Raw genomic sequence first — 16928 nt, 5'->3', positions numbered from 1 at the left:
GGCTGTGCGATAATACTTCTTATGCATGGCCACCTCCTGGTTTCGATTTCCAGTATTTTCGACGACACCCGGAAACAGGCCTCGAATCTCCTCCGCATCCTGGATGCCGAGGCGATTCCTGTGTCTCTTCTGATTGCCCCGCATATTGATGGCAATTGGCACTTGGCGAAGGACTCCAAGACGAAGGGGTGGGTCAAAGAGCAAGCAGACGCCGGCCGGGTACTGATTCTCAACGGCTTCGACCAAGCCGTCCAGGGCCGCCGCGCGGAATTCGCCAACCTCGATGAGCACGAGGCCAAGCTGCGGCTGGCCGGTGCGACCCGGCAGATGGGCAAGATCGGTTTCACCCCCACCATCTTCGCTCCGCCGCGCTGGCGCATGTCGGAGGGAACCCTCAAGGTGCTGCCGGCCTTCGGCTTCGACGTGGCCGTATCCACCCGCGGCATCCACGAGCTAGAATCCGGCAAGTTCTACCAGTCGCGCAACCTCTCCTACGGCGAGGGCTTCGGCGCGGCCAAGTGGTGGCGCCGCAACATCATCCGCGCGGCGGAACGCTCCGCCCAGCGCGGCAACACCGTCCGCCTCTCGGTCTCCGGCCGTAACCTCGATGACCGGAAGGTGGTCAAGGACTTCGTCAAAGCCGTGCACAGGGCCGCAGCGGCCGGCGCGCAGCCGGCCGACTACAGCATCTACCTGCCGAACTAGGGCAGCAGGCGCTCGATGACGCGGCGGACATCCGCCGGCAACATCGGCAGCACGCCGCGCAGGCCCCCCGCCAGGGCGGCACCGATGCCCAGGACCGCGGCCAGGCCGGCAATCACTGCCACGACAGCGCCGCCCACCGAGGAGCCACTCGAGCCGGCATCCCCCGAACCCGCTGGCTTGCCCTGGTCGTCATTCTCGTTGTTGTCGTCCCCATCGTTCCCGTTCTCGTCATCGCCGGCGGCGTCATCCCCGCCGAGGGAGAAGCCGACCTTGACCGGGTCGTGGTCGGAGGAGCGGAACGGGGAGTCGTCGTAGAAGTCGACCGCGTTGTAGTTACGGCGCGAGTACTCGAAGGCAACGGGCTCGTCCGCGTTGATGTTCCAGACCTGCGCGTCGGTGACGTTTTTGCTGGCCACCTCGTTGGCCAGGACGTGGTCCAGGGAGCCGAGCAGGCCGCTGAACTGGTAGGAGGCGTCGGCATCAAAGGTCTCCGCCGGCACGGTGTAGCCGTGGTTGCGGAAGATGTCCAGGGCCTCCTCGCGGGTGTAGGTGTTCAGATCCCCCATGACGAAGGTGGCCTTGTCCTGCCAGTCCGGCTGCTTGCCCAGGTGGTCGAGGACCGCCTGGGCCTGCGCGTTGCGCACGTTAGGGTTGTTGCCCTGGCCGTCGCCGTGGTCCGCGTCATCCTTGACCACGGAACCCTTGGACTTGAAATGGTTGGCTACGGCCACGAAGGTCTCGGCGTCCTCGCCGGCATCTGCCGGGGCGAACTCCTGGGCCAGCGGCTCACGGGCGGTGCCGGTGAAGCGGGCGTCGCTGAAGATGCGGGACTCGCCCACCGGGCGCACGCGGTCCGGGTCGTAGATGAACGCGGTGCGGATGACGTCGACATCCTCCGGCACGCCCTGAGACGGGGAGGCGACGGCCTTCCAGCTTCCGCCCGCGGCGTTGAGCTCCTCGACGAGGTGGTTCAGTGCCTCGTCGCGGCGGGAGAGATCCCCGGTCACGCCGAAGGTGTCCTCGATTTCGGAGAGCGCGATGACGTCGGCGTCCAGGCCGTTGATGGCCGTGACGATCTTGGCCTGCTGGTCTTCGAAGGCGGCCTGGGTGTAGGCACCGCGGGTGGTGCCGCGGTTGACGGTGACAGGGTTGCCGTCCTTGTCGTTGTAGGAGCTGCCGCCGAATTCCTCGCCCAGCGAGGTGAAGTAGTTCAGGACGTTGAAGGCACCGATGGTGTAGTCGCCTTCGACGTCGAGGGCGCCCAGCTCTGCGGCGCGGGAGTCCTCCCAGCTAATCGGCAAATCCGCGCCGGCGGTCTCCCCGGTGACCGGGGAGGTGGGCTGGAAGCGCCACTGTTCGTGGGAGTAGTGCACGACGACCGGCTGCTGGAATTGAACCTGGTCGGTGGTGCGCAGGCTCTTGATGGTCTGGCCGCCGTCCTGGGAGATATACGGAAGCGGGGTCTCCTTATCGGTCTTCAGGTAATCCCGGGTCCGGCCGTCGTCCAGGGTGACTAGGCGCTCGGCGTTGTCCTTTTCCAGCTGCTGGAGCGGGGAGTTCGGATCCGTCGAGGGGGCATGGACATCGGAGGGCTGGCGCAGGGCCTTTAGGCCCGCGGCCAGGCCGACCTCGCCGTAGGTGTTGAGCGCGTAGTTGTTGGTCACGGTGTGGGTGCCGGGCAGTACCAGCATGGACTCGTAGGACTCCCGGGCCTCGTCGCCGGCGGGCAGCTCCTCGATCTCGATGGGCTCGACCTGCTCGAGCGGCTCCTCGAGCTCGGTGAAGGTCTTAGCCGAGACCTGGGTGTTGCCGTAGTACTCGGAGACCTTGCCAGTAACCTGCACGGACTGGCCGATTTCCGGGTACGTGCCGTTATTGCCGGCGTAGACGAAAAGACCGTGGCTGGCCTCGCCGGCCGCGGATTCGCCGCCGGTCTGGATGGTGTAGCCGTGCAGGCCGCCTTCTTCCCACACGGCGGTGACGACACCCTCGGTGGTCACGGTTTGGTCGACCAGCGGGGAAGCCGAGCCCGTGCCCTGGATATCGGCGATGGCCACGACCTCGCCCGCGACGGGCGGATCCGCCGGCTCCGGCTCGGTGCCCGGTTCCGGGGCCACGCCTCCGCCGTTGCCCGCCGGGCTGGGCGCGCCGGCGGTGAAGTCGGCGGAGTTGTCATCGGTGTCGGTGCCGGTCTCGTCGCGCTGGACCGAGTTCTGATTGTTCGGCGCCTGGGCCGGCGAGCCCTCGGACAGGCTGGCCTCCCCGAAGCCGACCAAGTCGACCGCCTCGCCCGCGCCGTCGCTGAGCTGGACCGAGCCCTTGGTGGCGGACATGGCCAGGCTGCCGGTGGCGTCGGCAGCCGGCAAAGGGGTGCTGCCGCCGTTGCCCTGGGCCTGCTGGATGAGGTAGTGGGCCCCGGCCGGGATCGTCCCGTTCAGCTGGGTGGTCCCGCCGGAGCCGCCCTTGGCGGAGAAGTACTCGACGTTCCACCCGTCCAGGCTGATGTCGCCATCCGTCGGGTTGTAGAGCTCGATGAAGTCGTGGGTGTACTCGGCGCCGGAGCTGCCACCGCCGCCGTAGACCTCGGAGATGACGACGTTGTCCCCGGCCGGAGCTGCCGAGGCTGCGGGGACGGCGAGACCGGCGGTGACGGTAGAGGTTACGGCCGTGAGCACGAGCGCGCCGCGGCGGCGGGCCACCCGCCGCGAGGACTGGGGAGAAGACATAGGGAACGAACCACCTTCGTTGGGGGGAAGACAGACAATTTCATGCGTTCCGAGCACATTAACCTCAGTTGTAGAACGCGGAGCGGACACTGGCGGGAGTAAGCGCTGCCGCGTGTTCGAAGCCCGCAGGGGGTTTGCCTAGGTGTGGCCAAGATTTTGGTTTCCGTCTTTGCTGGGGATACCCGGTGTTTACTTTCCAGCCTCGATTGGGGGAGCGGGCAGTGGTGTGGGGGTGGCCGCTGGGATGGGTAGGTTTCGCGGCCCTAGGCAGGCTAAACTAGTGCGCGCAGACCTAGCCGTGAGCACAGTAAGGAAATTTAATGGCTCGTGTAGTTGTCAATGTCATGCCGAAGGCCGAGATTCTGGATCCGCAGGGGCAAGCTGTTGTCCGCGCGCTGGGTCGAATTGGGGTTGAAGGGGTCAGCGATGTCCGCCAGGGCAAGCGCTTCGAGCTGGAGGTCGCGGACTCCGTGACGGCCGAGGAACTGGAGAAGGTCGCGGCCACCCTGCTGGCCAACACCGTCATCGAGGACTACGAGGTCACCGGGCTGGAGGTCAAGTAGTGTCCGCCAAGATCGGAGTAATTACCTTCCCTGGCACGCTCGACGACGTTGACGCGGCCCGCGCCGCGCGCCGGGCCGGCGCCGAGGTGGAAAACCTCTGGCACGCTGACGCCGACCTGCGCGGCGTGGACGCGGTCGTGGTCCCCGGTGGCTTTTCCTACGGCGACTACCTGCGCTCCGGGGCGATTTCCGCCCTCGCGCCCGTCATGCGCTCGGTCATCGACGCCGCCCACAAGGGCATGCCGGTGCTGGGCATTTGCAACGGCTTCCAGATCCTGACCGAAGCCGGACTGCTGCCCGGGGCACTGACCCGCAACCAGGGGCTGCACTTCCACTGCACCGACACCTACCTGGAGGTCGCGAACGCGCAGACCGCCTGGACCACCGAATTTGACGCCGGCCAGCGGATCCTCATCCCGGCTAAACACGGAGAGGGCCGTTTCCAGGCCGCCGCGGAGACCGTCGAGGAGCTGGAGAAGGAAGGCCGCGTGGTCTTCCGCTACACGGACAACTACAACGGGTCCGTCAACGCGATTGCCGGTATTACCAACGAGACCGGCCGGGTCGTGGGGCTTATGCCGCACCCCGAGCACGCCATCGATCCGCTTACCGGGCCGTCCACCGACGGCCTGGGTCTTTTTGCATCCGCTATCAACACCGTGACGGCCGCAGTTTAGGAGGCGCACATGACCGTACACAATGACACCGTCTCCCAGGCCCAGCAGGACCCGGACCTGGAACAGCCCTTCCGCGAGCTGGGGCTCAAGGACGACGAATACCAGCGCATCAAGGACATCCTGGGGCGTAGGCCGACCGATGCCGAGCTGACCATGTACTCCGTGATGTGGTCGGAGCACTGCTCCTACAAGTCCTCGAAGACGCACCTGCGCTACTTCGGCCAGACCATGACCGAAGAGATGGGGGAGAAGATCCTCGCCGGTATCGGTGAGAACGCCGGCGTGGTCGACATCGGGGACGGCAACGCGGTGACCTTCCGCGTGGAATCCCACAACCACCCGTCGTACGTCGAGCCCTACCAGGGCGCGGCCACCGGCGTGGGCGGGATCGTCCGCGACATTATGGCCATGGGCGCGCGCCCCATCGCGGTGATGGACCAGCTGCGCTTCGGCCCAGCCGATGCCGCGGATACCAAGCGCGTCCTGCCGGGCGTCGTCGAAGGCATCGGCGGCTACGGCAACTGCCTGGGTCTTCCCAATATTGGGGGCGAGACCGTCTTTGATGAGTCCTACGCTGGTAACCCGCTGGTCAACGCCCTGTGCGTGGGCACGCTGAAGGTCGAGGACCTGAAGCTGGCCTTCGCCTCTGGCACCGGCAACAAGGTCATGCTGTTCGGCTCCCGCACGGGTCTGGACGGCATCGGCGGCGTGTCCGTGCTGGCGTCGGACACCTTCGAGGACGGCGCGGAGCGCAAGCTGCCGGCCGTCCAGGTGGGCGACCCGTTCGCGGAGAAGGTTCTCATCGAGTGCTGCCTGGACCTCTACCACGCCGGCGTGGTCGTAGGCATCCAGGACTTGGGCGGCGCCGGCTTGGCCTGCGCCACCTCGGAGCTTGCGGCCTCCGGCGATGGCGGCATGGAGGTCAACCTCGATAATGTGCCGCTGCGCGCGCAGAATATGACCGCGGCCGAGATCCTCGCCTCCGAGTCCCAGGAGCGCATGTGTGCGGTCGTAGCCCCGGAAAACGTGGAGCGCTTCCGTGAGATCTGCGCGCACTGGGACGTCACCTGCGCCGAGATTGGTGAGGTCACCACCGGCAAGCACCTGGTCATCCGCCACCAGGGCGAGGTCGTCGTGGACGCCCCGGCCGGCACCATCGCCGACGAGGCCCCGGTCTACGAGCGCCCCTATGCCCGCCCGGAGTGGCAGGACGAGCTGCAGAAGTACCAGGGCACTGACAAGCGTGGCCTGGTGGAATCCCTGCAGAAGCTTGTGGCTTCCCCGTCGCTGTGCTCGCGCGATTTCATTATGAATCAATATGACCGCTACGTGCGCGGCAATACCGTCCAGTCCCACCATGCGGATGCCGGTGTGCTGCGCATCGATGAGGAGACCGGCCGCGGCGTGGCCGTGTCTGCCGACGCCTCCGGCCGCTACACCAAGCTGGATCCGAACATGGGCGCGCGCCTCGCGCTGGCGGAGGCTTATCGCAACGTCGCCGTCACCGGCGCTAAACCCGTCGCGATTACCAACTGCTTGAACTACGGCTCCCCGGAAAACCCTGACGTGATGTGGCAGTTCCGCGAGTCGGTGCATGGGCTTGCCGACGCCGCCGTGGAGCTTTCCATCCCCGTCTCCGGCGGCAATGTCTCCTTCTACAACCAGACCGGCGAGGAGCCGATCCTGCCTACCCCGGTGGTGGGCGTGCTGGGCGTTATCGATGACGTGCACAAGGCCATTGGCAATGAGCTCGGCACCGTGGACGAAAAGGAAGTTCTTATCGCCCTGGGCGAGACCAAGGACGAGTTCGGCGGCTCCATCTGGCAACAGGTCAGCGCAGAAGGCGCCAATAAGGACAGTCTCAATGGCCTGCCACCGCAGGTGGATATGGCCAACGAGAAGCGCCTGGCCGAGTTCTTCCATGGCAATGAGCTGCTTACCGCCGCACACGATCTGTCCGAGGGTGGCCTAGCAGTGGCTGCTTTTGAGATGGCTAAGCGTGCAGGTGCTACTGCCGACGGCGCCGGCCTCGGCCTCAACCTGGACCTTTCCGCAGTCCACGAGGATGAGTTCGTCGCGGCCTTCTCCGAATCCGCCTCCCGCGTGCTCGTAGCCACCACCGCTGACCGCGCCGAGCAGGTGCTTGCCCGCGCCGGCGAGCTGGACATCCCAGCCGCCATCGTGGGTGAGACCACCGAAACCGGTGCGCTTACCCTCGGCGGCGAGTCCGTCGCCATCTCCCAGCTAGTCTCCGCTTGGTCCGCCACCCTGCCGGACCTCTTCGACCATGCCGTGGGCGCTAACTCCGTGGTGGAGTAAGCCGCTCCCCATTCACGTCGCACAATGACGTGGAGTCACGAAAAGCCCAGCTTTGGCTGGGCTTTTCTTCTGTGCAAGGCCACTTAGTGTAGCTCTTAATTCTTTAAGGCCAACACTGTCGAGTTTTGGTCACGAGTGCAACAGAATTCAGGCACAATACTGGTATGTCAAAGTTCTCTGAGGTACTGGATCAACTGCGCGAAAATCAGCCGAAGGCAAAGTACGGTATTGCTTTTGAGAAACTGATGGTCAACTATTTCAAGACCGATCCCACGCTGAAAGCACAGTTTGATGAGGTTTGCCGGTGGACTGACTGGCGCTACAACGGTGGCACCGCTGATACCGGCATCGACCTAGTTGCCCGCCGCGTAGATGATGGCACGTGGATGGCCATCCAGTGCAAGTTCTACGCTTCCAATGCGCGTATCCAGAAATCTCATCTCGATTCCTTCTTTGAGGCCTCAGGGCATTCCTTTGAGACCGAAAACGGCAGCGAATACTTTGGCAGCCGCATGATTATCTCCACCACGGATCATTGGTCTTCACATGCGGAAGCGGCGTTGGCCAACCAGATGATCCCCACCAGCCGTATCGGAATTTCGACCATTGCCGAGTCCCCGATTAACTGGGATGTGGCGTTCCCGGGCTCTGAGGTCCGGGATAAAAATATCCAAATCAACCTTTCGCAGCGCGAAACTTTCGAGCCACGCCCGCACCAGCAAACCGCCATTGATAAGGCCATTGAGGGATTTAAGACCCATGACCGCGGCAAGCTCATCATGGCCTGTGGTACGGGTAAGACCTTCACCGCGCTGCGCCTAGCGGAGCGAGTCGCAGAAGACAATGGTGGCAAAGCCCGCATTCTGTTCCTCGTTCCTTCCATCTCCTTGTTGTCGCAGACACTAAAGGAGTGGACCGCTCAAGGCCGCCTAGACATGCGCGCCTTCGCGGTGTGCTCGGATTCGAAGGTTTCGAAGAAGGCGGAAGACATCGCGGTCTATGACCTCGAGGTTCCTGTATCTACGGACGGTGAGGAGATTACGCAGCGCTTTGCTTCTGGCAAGCGCGCTAAGGGTCTCAATATCGTCTTTTCAACGTACCAGTCCCTGCCGGCGGTCCACGAGGCCCAGCAGCAGGGTCTAGATGATTTTGATTTGGTCATCTGCGATGAGGCCCACCGCACCACCGGCATTACCTTGGCTGGTGAAGATGCCAGCAACTTTGTACGCATCCACGATGCCGGCTATATCAGGGCAGCAAAGCGCCTTTACATGACCGCCACACCAAGGCTTTATGACGATGCGGTAAAGGGCAAGGCAGCCGAGCACTCAGCCGAGCTGACCTCCATGGATGATGAGGGCATCTATGGCCCCGAGTTCTACCGCCTTGGTTTTGGGGAGGCAGTGGATAAGGGCTTATTGACTGATTACAAGGTTCTCGTCATGACGGTTGATGAGTCGGTGGCCGCGGAAGCGATGGCTCGCAGCGATGACAACCAGATAAACCTCACCACGGCTTCGGCGATGATCGGTGCTTGGAATGGTTTGGCCAAGCGCTCTGGTGAATTGCAGGGCAAGAAGGGCGGCTTTGAGGAAAACGCCCAGCCTATGCAGCGCGCTGTGGCCTTTGCCAAGGACATTAAGTCCTCACAGCTTATCGCGGATACTTATCCTTCGCTCATTGCCACCCACCAAGAGCTGCTCAAGGATAAGGCAGTGCTGAACGATGTCTCCTTGACCAACGTTGATCTGCGCGTTGCTGCACAGCACGTTGATGGCGGTATGAATGCCATGGAGCGTGGCACCAAGCTTTCCTGGATCGAATCCCCGGCGGATGAAAACGAAAGCCGCATGCTTACCAACGCCCGCTGTTTGTCCGAAGGCGTGGATGTGCCGGCGTTGGATGCGGTCGTTTTCTTTAACCCCCGCAACTCCATGGTGGACGTAGTCCAGTCCGTTGGTCGCGTGATGCGTAAATCTGCGGGCAAGGATTATGGTTACATCATCTTGCCGGTGGCGGTGCCGCCGAATGTTTCGCCTTCGGAAGCGCTTAACGATAATCAGCGCTTCAAGGTGGTCTGGCAGATCCTTAACGCGCTGCGCGCCCACGATGATCGCTTTAACGCCAAGGTGAATTCAATTGCGCTTAACGGATCGAATGCGCAAGATGAACTGCCCATTGACGTCAAGCACGTGTCTGGTGACAAAGAGAAAAGTGACAAAGAAAAGCTTGATGGGGCAGATAACACCAAGTCCCCTGAAGCATTTGACGATGCTACGGCCATGACGCAGCAGATTGCATTGTTCTCGTTAGAGCAATGGCAAGAGGCTATCTATACCAAGTTGGTGGATAAAGTCGGCACCCGCACTTACTGGGAAGATTGGGCCGACGACGTCGCCACCATTGCGGAGAATCAGATCACCCGCATTAAATCCCTGCTGGAAGGTGCGGATGGCACACTGCGCCAGGAATTTGATGACTTTGTCGAAGGCCTGCGTAACAACCTGAACGATGGCATCACCGATGACGATGCCATCTCGATGCTCTCGCAGCATCTGATTACAGCGCCGGTCTTCAATGCTCTGTTTGAAAACCATGACTTCATCACCCATAACCCCGTGGCACAGGTGATGGAGAAGATGGTCAAGGCTTTGTCCAAGGCGAACCTTGATACGGAAACGGAGTCTCTGGAGAAGTTTTACGAGTCCGTGCGCGTGCGTGCTTCTGAGGTGACCTCCGCTTCAGGCAAGCAGCAGGTGATTAAGGAACTGTACGAGCGCTTCTTCCGCAAGGCCTTCAAGAAACAAGCTGAGGCGCTCGGCATCGTCTACACCCCAGTGGAAATCGTGGACTTCATCCTGCGCGCCGCTGACGAGGTCTCCCAGAAGCACTTTGGCAAAGGACTAAGCGAAGAAGGCGTAAGTATCCTCGATCCCTTCGCGGGTACTTCGACGTTCATGGTCCGCTTGCTGCAATCGGGCCTCATCAAGCCGGAGGACCTCGCCCGTAAGTATGCTAACGAGCTTTTTGCCACGGAAATCATGCTGCTGGCCTACTACGTATCCGCCGTCAACATTGAGACCACCTACAACGCCCTGCGCGAGGAAGCCGCGCAGCGCAACGGGGAACCAATTCCGGACTACGTACCTTTTACCAACATCGCTCTGGCCGATACCTTCCAAATCCACGAAGACGGCGACATTCCGGACCTCAACATCTTCCGCGAAAACAACGCCACCATCGAGCGCCAAAAGAATGCACCCATCAACGTAGTTATTGGCAATCCGCCATATTCCGCCGGCCAAAAGTCCGCCAATGACCTGAACGCCAACCAAAAATATCCGAGCCTGGATAAGCGCATTGCGGAAACCTATGCGGAGAAATCCATAGCCACCAATAAGAACTCCTTGTACGACTCGTACCTGCGCGCTTTTAGGTGGGCCACCGACCGTATCGGCGACCAAGGCGTAGTAGCCTTCGTGTCCAATGGCGGATGGATAGACGGCAACACTGGCGACGGCGTGCGCTTATCGATGGCCGAGGATTTCACTGACCTTTACATTTTTAACTTGCGTGGAAATGCTCGAACTGCAGGCGAGCAGCGCCGCAAAGAAGCTGGCAACATTTTTCGGGATGGTGGCCGCACGACGATTGCAGTCATGGTCGGTGTCAAAGACCCAGCAAAGTCGGACTTTAAGCTGCACTATCGTGACATCGGCGACTATCTCACCGCTGAGGAGAAGCTTGGGATCGTTGACGCTTCCTCAATTGAAACCATTGACTGGCAGACTATCGAACCGAACAAAGAAGGTGACTGGCTGAACCAGCGTTCGGATGACTTTGGCACTTGGCCAGTGCTAGGGGAGAAGAAGGGCGATTCGACGACTTTCTTCGCCACGTTTTCTGCTGGGCTCCAGACGAATCGCGATGCGTGGGTTTATGCTACTTCGAAGTCAGAGCTCGAGATGCAAATTGCTACGTTGAAAGATACTTACTCTCAGGCTTTGGCAACAATTCAGCAAGGGCAGAAAGCAAAGGATTTCCTTCAGAGGAATCCACGGTTTGTTGATCCTAGCTGTAGCAAATGGTCATCAAGTCTGGAGAGCCAGTTGGATAGGCGATTACCTTTAGACTGCCTTGGTTTCATTACATTTGGCCTATACCGGCCATTTTGTCGGAAAATCGTTTATTTTGACAGTCAACTGAATCATCGACGCTATCAACTGCCGTCGATGTTCCCGACACCGAAGCATCGCAATATCGGCTTTGTAACTGTTGGCGCCGGAGAATCTGCTGAACATGCCGTGCTAGCGACAGACTTGTTGCCTGACCTTCATGTCATTGCCACTTCTCAATACTTCCCCCGATTCACCTGGGCTACCGTCGAGGCCGAGGATGGTGGGCTATTTGGTGAGGGGAGCGTCGCCAAGCAAGGCGAGGCTAGCATCTATGGCAAAGTAGGTGAGGTTGTTGATGGGTATGTGCGCGTAGACAACATCACTGATGAGATTAAGGCTTTGTATCGGGAGTCGTTGGGCGCTGATGTCACGGGTGATGACATCTTCCACTTTGTCTACGGCAAGCTGCATGATCCTGGCTATCGCACTAAGTATGCGGCGGATTTGAAGAAGATGCTGCCGCATATTGAAACGCCTTCCTCGCGTGCGGAGTTCGATAAGTTTGCTGCGGCTGGTAAAGAATTAATGGACCTGCACGTGAACTATGAGTCCGTGGAGCCCTGGCCGCTGGATATTCAGGTTAAGGGTGATGAGTCTGACCGTGAGACGTGGCGTGTACTCAAGATGAAGTGGGTCAAGCGCAAGGACCCGGAGACCGGCAAAAACGTCAATGACGTGACCAAGCTGATTTACAACAAGCGCGTGACGATTGCTGGCATCCCGGCGGAGGCGGATGAGTACCTGCTGGGTTCGCGCTCTGCGGTGGCGTGGTTGATTGACCGCTACCAGGTCAAGAAAGATAAGGCCTCCGGCATTGTCAATGACCCGAATGATTGGGCCGATGAGGTGGGCAATCCGCGCTACATCGTGGACCTAATTGGCAAGGTCACGCGCGTGGCGATGGAAACGGTACGCATTGTTGATGGGCTGGTAGAGTAAGGCTCGGCTGCGGAAAGGTAGCAGCATTTTGAGGTGATTTTCCTTGAAGCACTCCGACCATGCCCGTAGACTTACGGTATCGTAAGTTTCTTGTTGGGGTTGGTTGCGGCTAGCAGAAGGGAAGTACCTCGTGGCACAGATTCATGCGGATAGTGCGCCGGGGCCGGGCCTTGTCCAGCGCACGTACTGGATGGCCGACCGCGGGCCCAGGCCGCTAAGCCGTGGCTGGGGACATGCGATTGCAGCATTGCTGTCGGTGATTGCCTCCACCGTGCTCATTACCTATGCATGGATGACGCTGCACTGGTGGCAGGGGCTTGGTGTGACTGTTTACGGAGTGGGGCTGGTGGGTCTCTTTGGCGTCTCGGCGCTGTATCACCGCTACCCGTGGGCGAGTACGCGGGCCGTGCAGTGGTGGCGGCGGGCGGACCACGCGACCATCTCGGTGTTTATTGCGGCGACGTATACGCCGCTGTGCCTCATCGTGTTATCGCCGGTACAGGCGGCATGGATGCTAGGTGTTGCGTGGGTAGGAGCGATTCTCGGCGTGATTTTGAACCTGGTGTGGATTAGCCATCCGCGCTGGTTAGACGTGGTGGTCTACCTAGCACTGGGGTGGCTAGTGCTGCCGCTTCTGCCCACGCTGTGGACGCAGGCGGGGGCCGCTGTGGTCTGGCTGCTCTTTGCCGGCGGCGTGGTCTACTCGCTCGGCGCGCTGGTCTATGGCTTTAAGTGGCCAGGGCGCAACGCACGCTACTACGGCTACCACGAGCACTTCCACACCGCGACCATCGCAGCGGCGGTGGTGCACCTGGTTGCGGTGTGGATGGTCGTAGTTCAAGGTGCTGCTTAGTCGGCGTCGGGGAAGAGCTCCGCGGGATCTGTGTCAGTGCTGATCGCAGCGGCTAGCAGCATACGGGCTTGGGGAGCGCGCAGGGTGCCAGAGGAGATAACGCCGGCGTCGGCAAGCGTGGCACCGCCACCGGCACCGCCGTAGATGCCCTCCACTGGGCCGTGATCCACGCGGGTGGTGAGCACGACTGGAACCTTCTTGGCCGCAGCCTTGGCGGCTTGGGCTAACTCGTCGCCGATATTGCCGGCGCCCATTCCCTCAATCACGATGCCTTCGGCGCCGCTGTCCAAGGAGCGCTGGATAAGATCGGCCGGCGCGCCGGGGTAGGCGGCGATGATATCGACGCGGGTATTGCCCAGCGGTTGATGCTTTAAGGCCTTCGGGCGCTTAGGCTGCTTCTTGCCATTGTTATTGGCAAAGCCATCGGCCTTGGACGTATCGGACTTGAAAGCGCCGCGGGCGGGGATGACGTGATCTGCAAAGGCAATAAACGTACCGCGGCCCCTATTGGCGGGATCGGTGACGGTCTTGACCGCGAGCGCCAAGTTATCCGGGCCATCTGGATCCGGATCGTCAAAGGGGAGCATTGCACCGGTTAAAGCCACCGGCTTTTCACTGTCTTGGAAGGTATCGACAGCAATGGCGGTTTCTTCCATGGAATCGGTGCCGTGGGTTACCACAACACCATCCACATCATCGCGGCGCAAGGTTGGGGTGTGCATATTCCCTCGTTTCTGTGTGGATATAAGCGCAGACGGCAGGAAACGTCGTCCGCGTATAAGTCCATCTAAAGCAGAAAGGTGGGGCCTTCGCTGCCCACTATGGACTTACTAACACCGAAACGAGGGGAGGGGAGACGGTGGCAGGTGACTAATCGATGTGCTGGTTGTTGGTCGCGACGATGAGCGGCTTGGGGGAGTACTTGCCGCGTAGGTCCCGCAGGATGTTGGCGTGCTCGGCCAGGCGCTTGTCCTCCTCGGTGACCGGGGTGAACTGGCGGGCGGCCTGCGGCTGGAAGTCGCGGTCGATGGCCATGTAGGACACGGTCGCGTGGATGGCGGTCTCCAGGTTGTTGCGGCCGCCGCGCGGGTTGCCGGCGCGCACGTGGACGGACATCTGCATCGAACGGTTGTCGGTGCGCATCATGCGGGCGTCGACCTCGATGAGGTCGCCGATGGCAATCGGGCGGTAGAAGCGGATGCCGCCGGCGTAGACGGCCACGGTGTGCTCACCGGACCACTCCATGGTGCAGGCGGTGCCAGCCTCGTCGATCCACTCCATGGCGGTGCCGCCGTGGACCTTGCCGCCCCAGTTGACGTCCGTCGGCTTCGCCAGGAACCGGTTGATGAGCCGCGGGGCGTAGGACGGGCCGTCGTAGGTCTGCTGTTCCATCTCTTCTTCGATGGCCTTGCGCAGCTCAATACGGGACTGGGCGGCCTCGGCGACGCGGCGCTGCTCGTCGTCTTCCGGGGTGAACGTCGGCACCGGGGTCGACTTGTTGGTTTCGGCGTCCTTGGCCACGAAGATGACCAGGCAGTCGCAGGCGCGGGTGAAGATGCCGTCCCGCGGGTCCGCGGAGAGCACCTCGTTGACGATGTGCATGGACGACCGGCCGGTCATCGCGATGCGGGAGCGGACCTCCACGATGTGGCCCGAGGGGATGGGGCGGGTGAAGTGGATGTGGCCCACGTAAGCGGTCACGCAGTACTGGCCGGACCATTGGACCGCGCACGCGTAGGCGGCCTTGTCGATCCACTCCAGAACGCGGCCGCCGCTGATGCCCTGGGCGCCAGCCATCAGGACATCAGTGGGCGAAGCCATGAAACGAAGGGTGATTTGCGGGGACTTGAGAGCATCCTGCGTCTGCGGGGTAGTGGTCATAATTTATAAAGCTACCAGGGCGGGAGGAAGGACTAGGGCACGTGGCGTCGCGGACAGGCAGAAGGCTGTGCGCGGGCAGCGCCGGCTTGGCGGCGACTAGACTGGGCGGCATGGCAAAGAAGGCAGATCCCGCCGCGGCGCGCGCGGCCGTCGAGGCTTTGGCAGAGTGGATCCGGGAAGACAACCCGGAGACCGCGGAGCGGCCGGCCCGGGCCACGCTGGCGCAGGCGGTACGCAACACGGCCCGGTTGGTGGAGCAGGACGCGCCGGGGCACTCGGTGGAGCTGCGGGTACCCCCGTTCGTGGCCGTCCAGTGTATTGAGGGCCCGCGCCACACCCGCGGCACCCCACCCAATGTCGTGGAGACGGATCCGCGCACGTGGCTGCGTTTGGCCACCGGGCATACCAGCTGGCAAGCCGCCGTCGACGCAGGGCAGGTTGATGCTTCCGGCTCCCGCGCCGCGGAGATCGCGGAGTGGCTGCCCGTCATCCCGCTGGGCCGCTGAGCCACGCAAGCGGGCACGAGGGCGGCCGGGTATTAGTGCCGGACTGGCTAAACGACTAAGATAACCGGCGTGGAAGCCGTCAACTCACTTCAGACAACTGGCCTCACTAATCTCGACGATCACGGCGAGACCTCTCCGCGGGAAGAATGCGGCGTCTTCGGCGTCTGGGCCCCGGGAGAAGAGGTTTCCAAGCTTACCTATTTCGGGCTTTTCGCCCTCCAGCACCGCGGCCAGGAGGCCGCCGGCATGGCGGTCGGGGATGATGACCGCCTGGTGGTTTTCAAAGACATGGGGCTCGTGGCCAATATCTTCGACGAGTCCATCCTGAGCTCCTTGCAGGGCAACGTGGCCGTCGGGCACACCCGCTATTCCACCGCCGGTGGCAAGGAATGGTCCAACGTGCAGCCGATGTTCGGCGCGTCCTCCAACGGGGTGGATATCGCGCTCGGCCACAACGGCAACCTGGTCAACTACCTGGAGCTGCGCCAGGAGGCCGTGGACCGCGGGCTGATTAAGCCGCACGAGGAGTCGGTCTCCGACTCGATGTGCCTGTCCATGTTGCTGGGCGACGGCGTCAATGACGAGACCTCCGTTTTCGAATCCGCCCGCCAGCTGCTGCCCCGCGTTCAGGGCGCTTTCTGCCTGACCTTCACCGACGGCCACACCCTCTACGCCGCCCGCGACGGCCACGGCGTGCGGCCGCTGGCCCTGGGCCGCTTGCCGCAGGGCTTCGTGGTCGCCTCCGAGACCTGTGCACTCGACATCGTGGGCGCGCAGTTCATCCGGGAAATCGAGCCGGGCGAGCTCGTCGCCATCGACGAGACCGGGATCCGCGCCGAGAAATTCGTCGAGCCCACCCGCCACGGCTGCGTCTTCGAATACGTCTACCTGGCCCGCCCCGATACCCAGATCTCTGGGCGCTCGGTCAACGAGACCCGTGTGGACATCGGCCGCCGCCTGGCCCACCAGTTTCCGGCCGAAGACGCCGACCTGGTCATCCCGGTGCCGGAGTCCGGCAACCCAGCCGCGGTCGGCTACGCCCGCGAATCCGGCATCACCTTCGCCCACGGCCTGGTAAAAAACGCCTACGTGGGTCGCACGTTCATCCAGCCCACACAGACCCTGCGCCAGCTGGGTATCCGGCTCAAGCTGAACCCGCTCAAGGAGGTCATCGCCGGCAAGAAGCTGGTGGTGGTGGATGACTCCATCGTCCGCGGCAACACCCAGCGCGCCCTCATCCGCATGCTGCGGGAGGCCGGCGCGGCCGAGGTCCACGTGCGGATCGCCTCCCCGCCGGTGAAGTGGCCGTGCTTCTACGGCATCGATTTTGCCTCCCCGGGCGAGCTCATCGCCAACGTCGCGCCGAGCGATGACCCGGAGGTCATCTGCCAGACCATTTGCGAGGCCATCGGCGCCGACAGCCTGGGCTTTGTCAGCGTGGATGAGATGATCGCGGCGACCGAGCAACCACGCAGCCAGCTGTGCGCCGCCTGCTTTGACGGTCACTACCCGCTGGGCCTGCCGGCCGGTAACCCCAACGCGGAGGCCGTGCGTACGCTTATGAGCCAGAACTCTTAAAAA

General features: G+C 62.1%; 10 protein-coding genes and 1 pseudogene. 8 read left to right on the top strand and 3 right to left on the bottom strand.

Annotated features, from left to right (window positions below):
* The first annotated feature begins 21 nt into the window (after positions 1-21).
* Complete coding sequence (locus tag CCONF_RS09725) at positions 22-705, top strand: DUF2334 domain-containing protein (RefSeq protein WP_290223196.1); 684 nt, start codon at positions 22-24, stop codon at positions 703-705.
* Here the strand turns inward: CCONF_RS09725 and CCONF_RS09720 are convergent.
* Positions 702-3431 carry an ExeM/NucH family extracellular endonuclease gene (locus CCONF_RS09720; protein ID WP_290223195.1) on the bottom strand — a complete coding sequence of 910 codons (2730 nt, stop codon included), beginning with the start codon at positions 3429-3431 and terminating at the stop codon, positions 702-704. The genes CCONF_RS09725 and CCONF_RS09720 overlap by 4 nt on opposite strands.
* 320 nt (positions 3432-3751) lie before the next feature.
* Here CCONF_RS09720 and purS point away from each other — a divergent pair, with 320 nt between their 5' ends.
* The 5 genes from purS (at position 3752) to trhA (ending at position 12960) form a co-directional block, all read left to right on the top strand.
* On the top strand, positions 3752-3994 hold the full coding sequence (gene purS, locus CCONF_RS09715; protein ID WP_070768624.1) for a phosphoribosylformylglycinamidine synthase subunit PurS: 243 nt from the start codon (positions 3752-3754) through the stop codon (positions 3992-3994).
* Positions 3994-4671 (top strand): phosphoribosylformylglycinamidine synthase subunit PurQ, encoded by a 678-nt coding sequence (gene purQ, locus CCONF_RS09710; RefSeq protein WP_290223191.1) that lies wholly within the window; start codon positions 3994-3996, stop codon positions 4669-4671. Before purS ends, purQ begins: the two co-directional genes overlap by 1 nt.
* A gap of 9 nt (positions 4672-4680) precedes the next feature.
* Positions 4681-6990 carry a phosphoribosylformylglycinamidine synthase subunit PurL gene (purL, locus tag CCONF_RS09705; RefSeq protein WP_290223189.1) on the top strand — a complete coding sequence of 770 codons (2310 nt, stop codon included), beginning with the start codon at positions 4681-4683 and terminating at the stop codon, positions 6988-6990.
* 164 nt (positions 6991-7154) lie between these two features.
* Positions 7155-12107 carry a DEAD/DEAH box helicase gene (locus CCONF_RS09700; RefSeq protein ID WP_290223187.1) on the top strand — a complete coding sequence of 1651 codons (4953 nt, stop codon included), beginning with the start codon at positions 7155-7157 and terminating at the stop codon, positions 12105-12107.
* A gap of 190 nt (positions 12108-12297) precedes the next feature.
* Positions 12298-12960 (top strand): PAQR family membrane homeostasis protein TrhA, encoded by a 663-nt coding sequence (trhA, locus tag CCONF_RS09695; RefSeq protein WP_290226379.1) that lies wholly within the window; start codon positions 12298-12300, stop codon positions 12958-12960.
* Here trhA and CCONF_RS09690 read toward each other — a convergent pair.
* Together CCONF_RS09690 and CCONF_RS09685 are read right to left on the bottom strand one after the other, a co-directional pair.
* Positions 12957-13667 (bottom strand): annotated as a pseudogene (locus CCONF_RS09690) (asparaginase domain-containing protein); the annotation flags it as partial. The gene trhA and the pseudogene CCONF_RS09690 sit on opposite strands and share 4 nt — an antisense overlap.
* A 163-nt stretch (positions 13668-13830) precedes the next feature.
* A complete protein-coding gene (locus CCONF_RS09685) occupies positions 13831-14781 on the bottom strand; it encodes an acyl-CoA thioesterase (protein WP_290223185.1) in 951 nt (316 codons plus the stop codon).
* A gap of 170 nt (positions 14782-14951) precedes the next feature.
* Here CCONF_RS09685 and CCONF_RS09680 point away from each other — a divergent pair, with 170 nt between their 5' ends.
* The gene (locus CCONF_RS09680; protein WP_290223183.1) at positions 14952-15347 is read left to right on the top strand and encodes a sterol carrier family protein; all 396 of its coding nucleotides are present in this window, start codon (positions 14952-14954) and stop codon (positions 15345-15347) included.
* Between the two features lie 69 nt (positions 15348-15416).
* Entirely contained in the window at positions 15417-16925 is a 1509-nt protein-coding gene (gene purF / locus CCONF_RS09675; protein ID WP_290223180.1) for an amidophosphoribosyltransferase, read from the top strand.
* Positions 16926-16928: the final 3 nt, after the last annotated feature.

It is taken from the genome of Corynebacterium confusum (genome assembly GCF_030408715.1).
GTDB lineage: Bacteria > Actinomycetota > Actinomycetes > Mycobacteriales > Mycobacteriaceae > Corynebacterium > Corynebacterium confusum.
The sequence above is the reverse complement of the archived record's forward strand: the minus strand, read 5'-3'. Positions and strand labels throughout refer to the sequence as shown.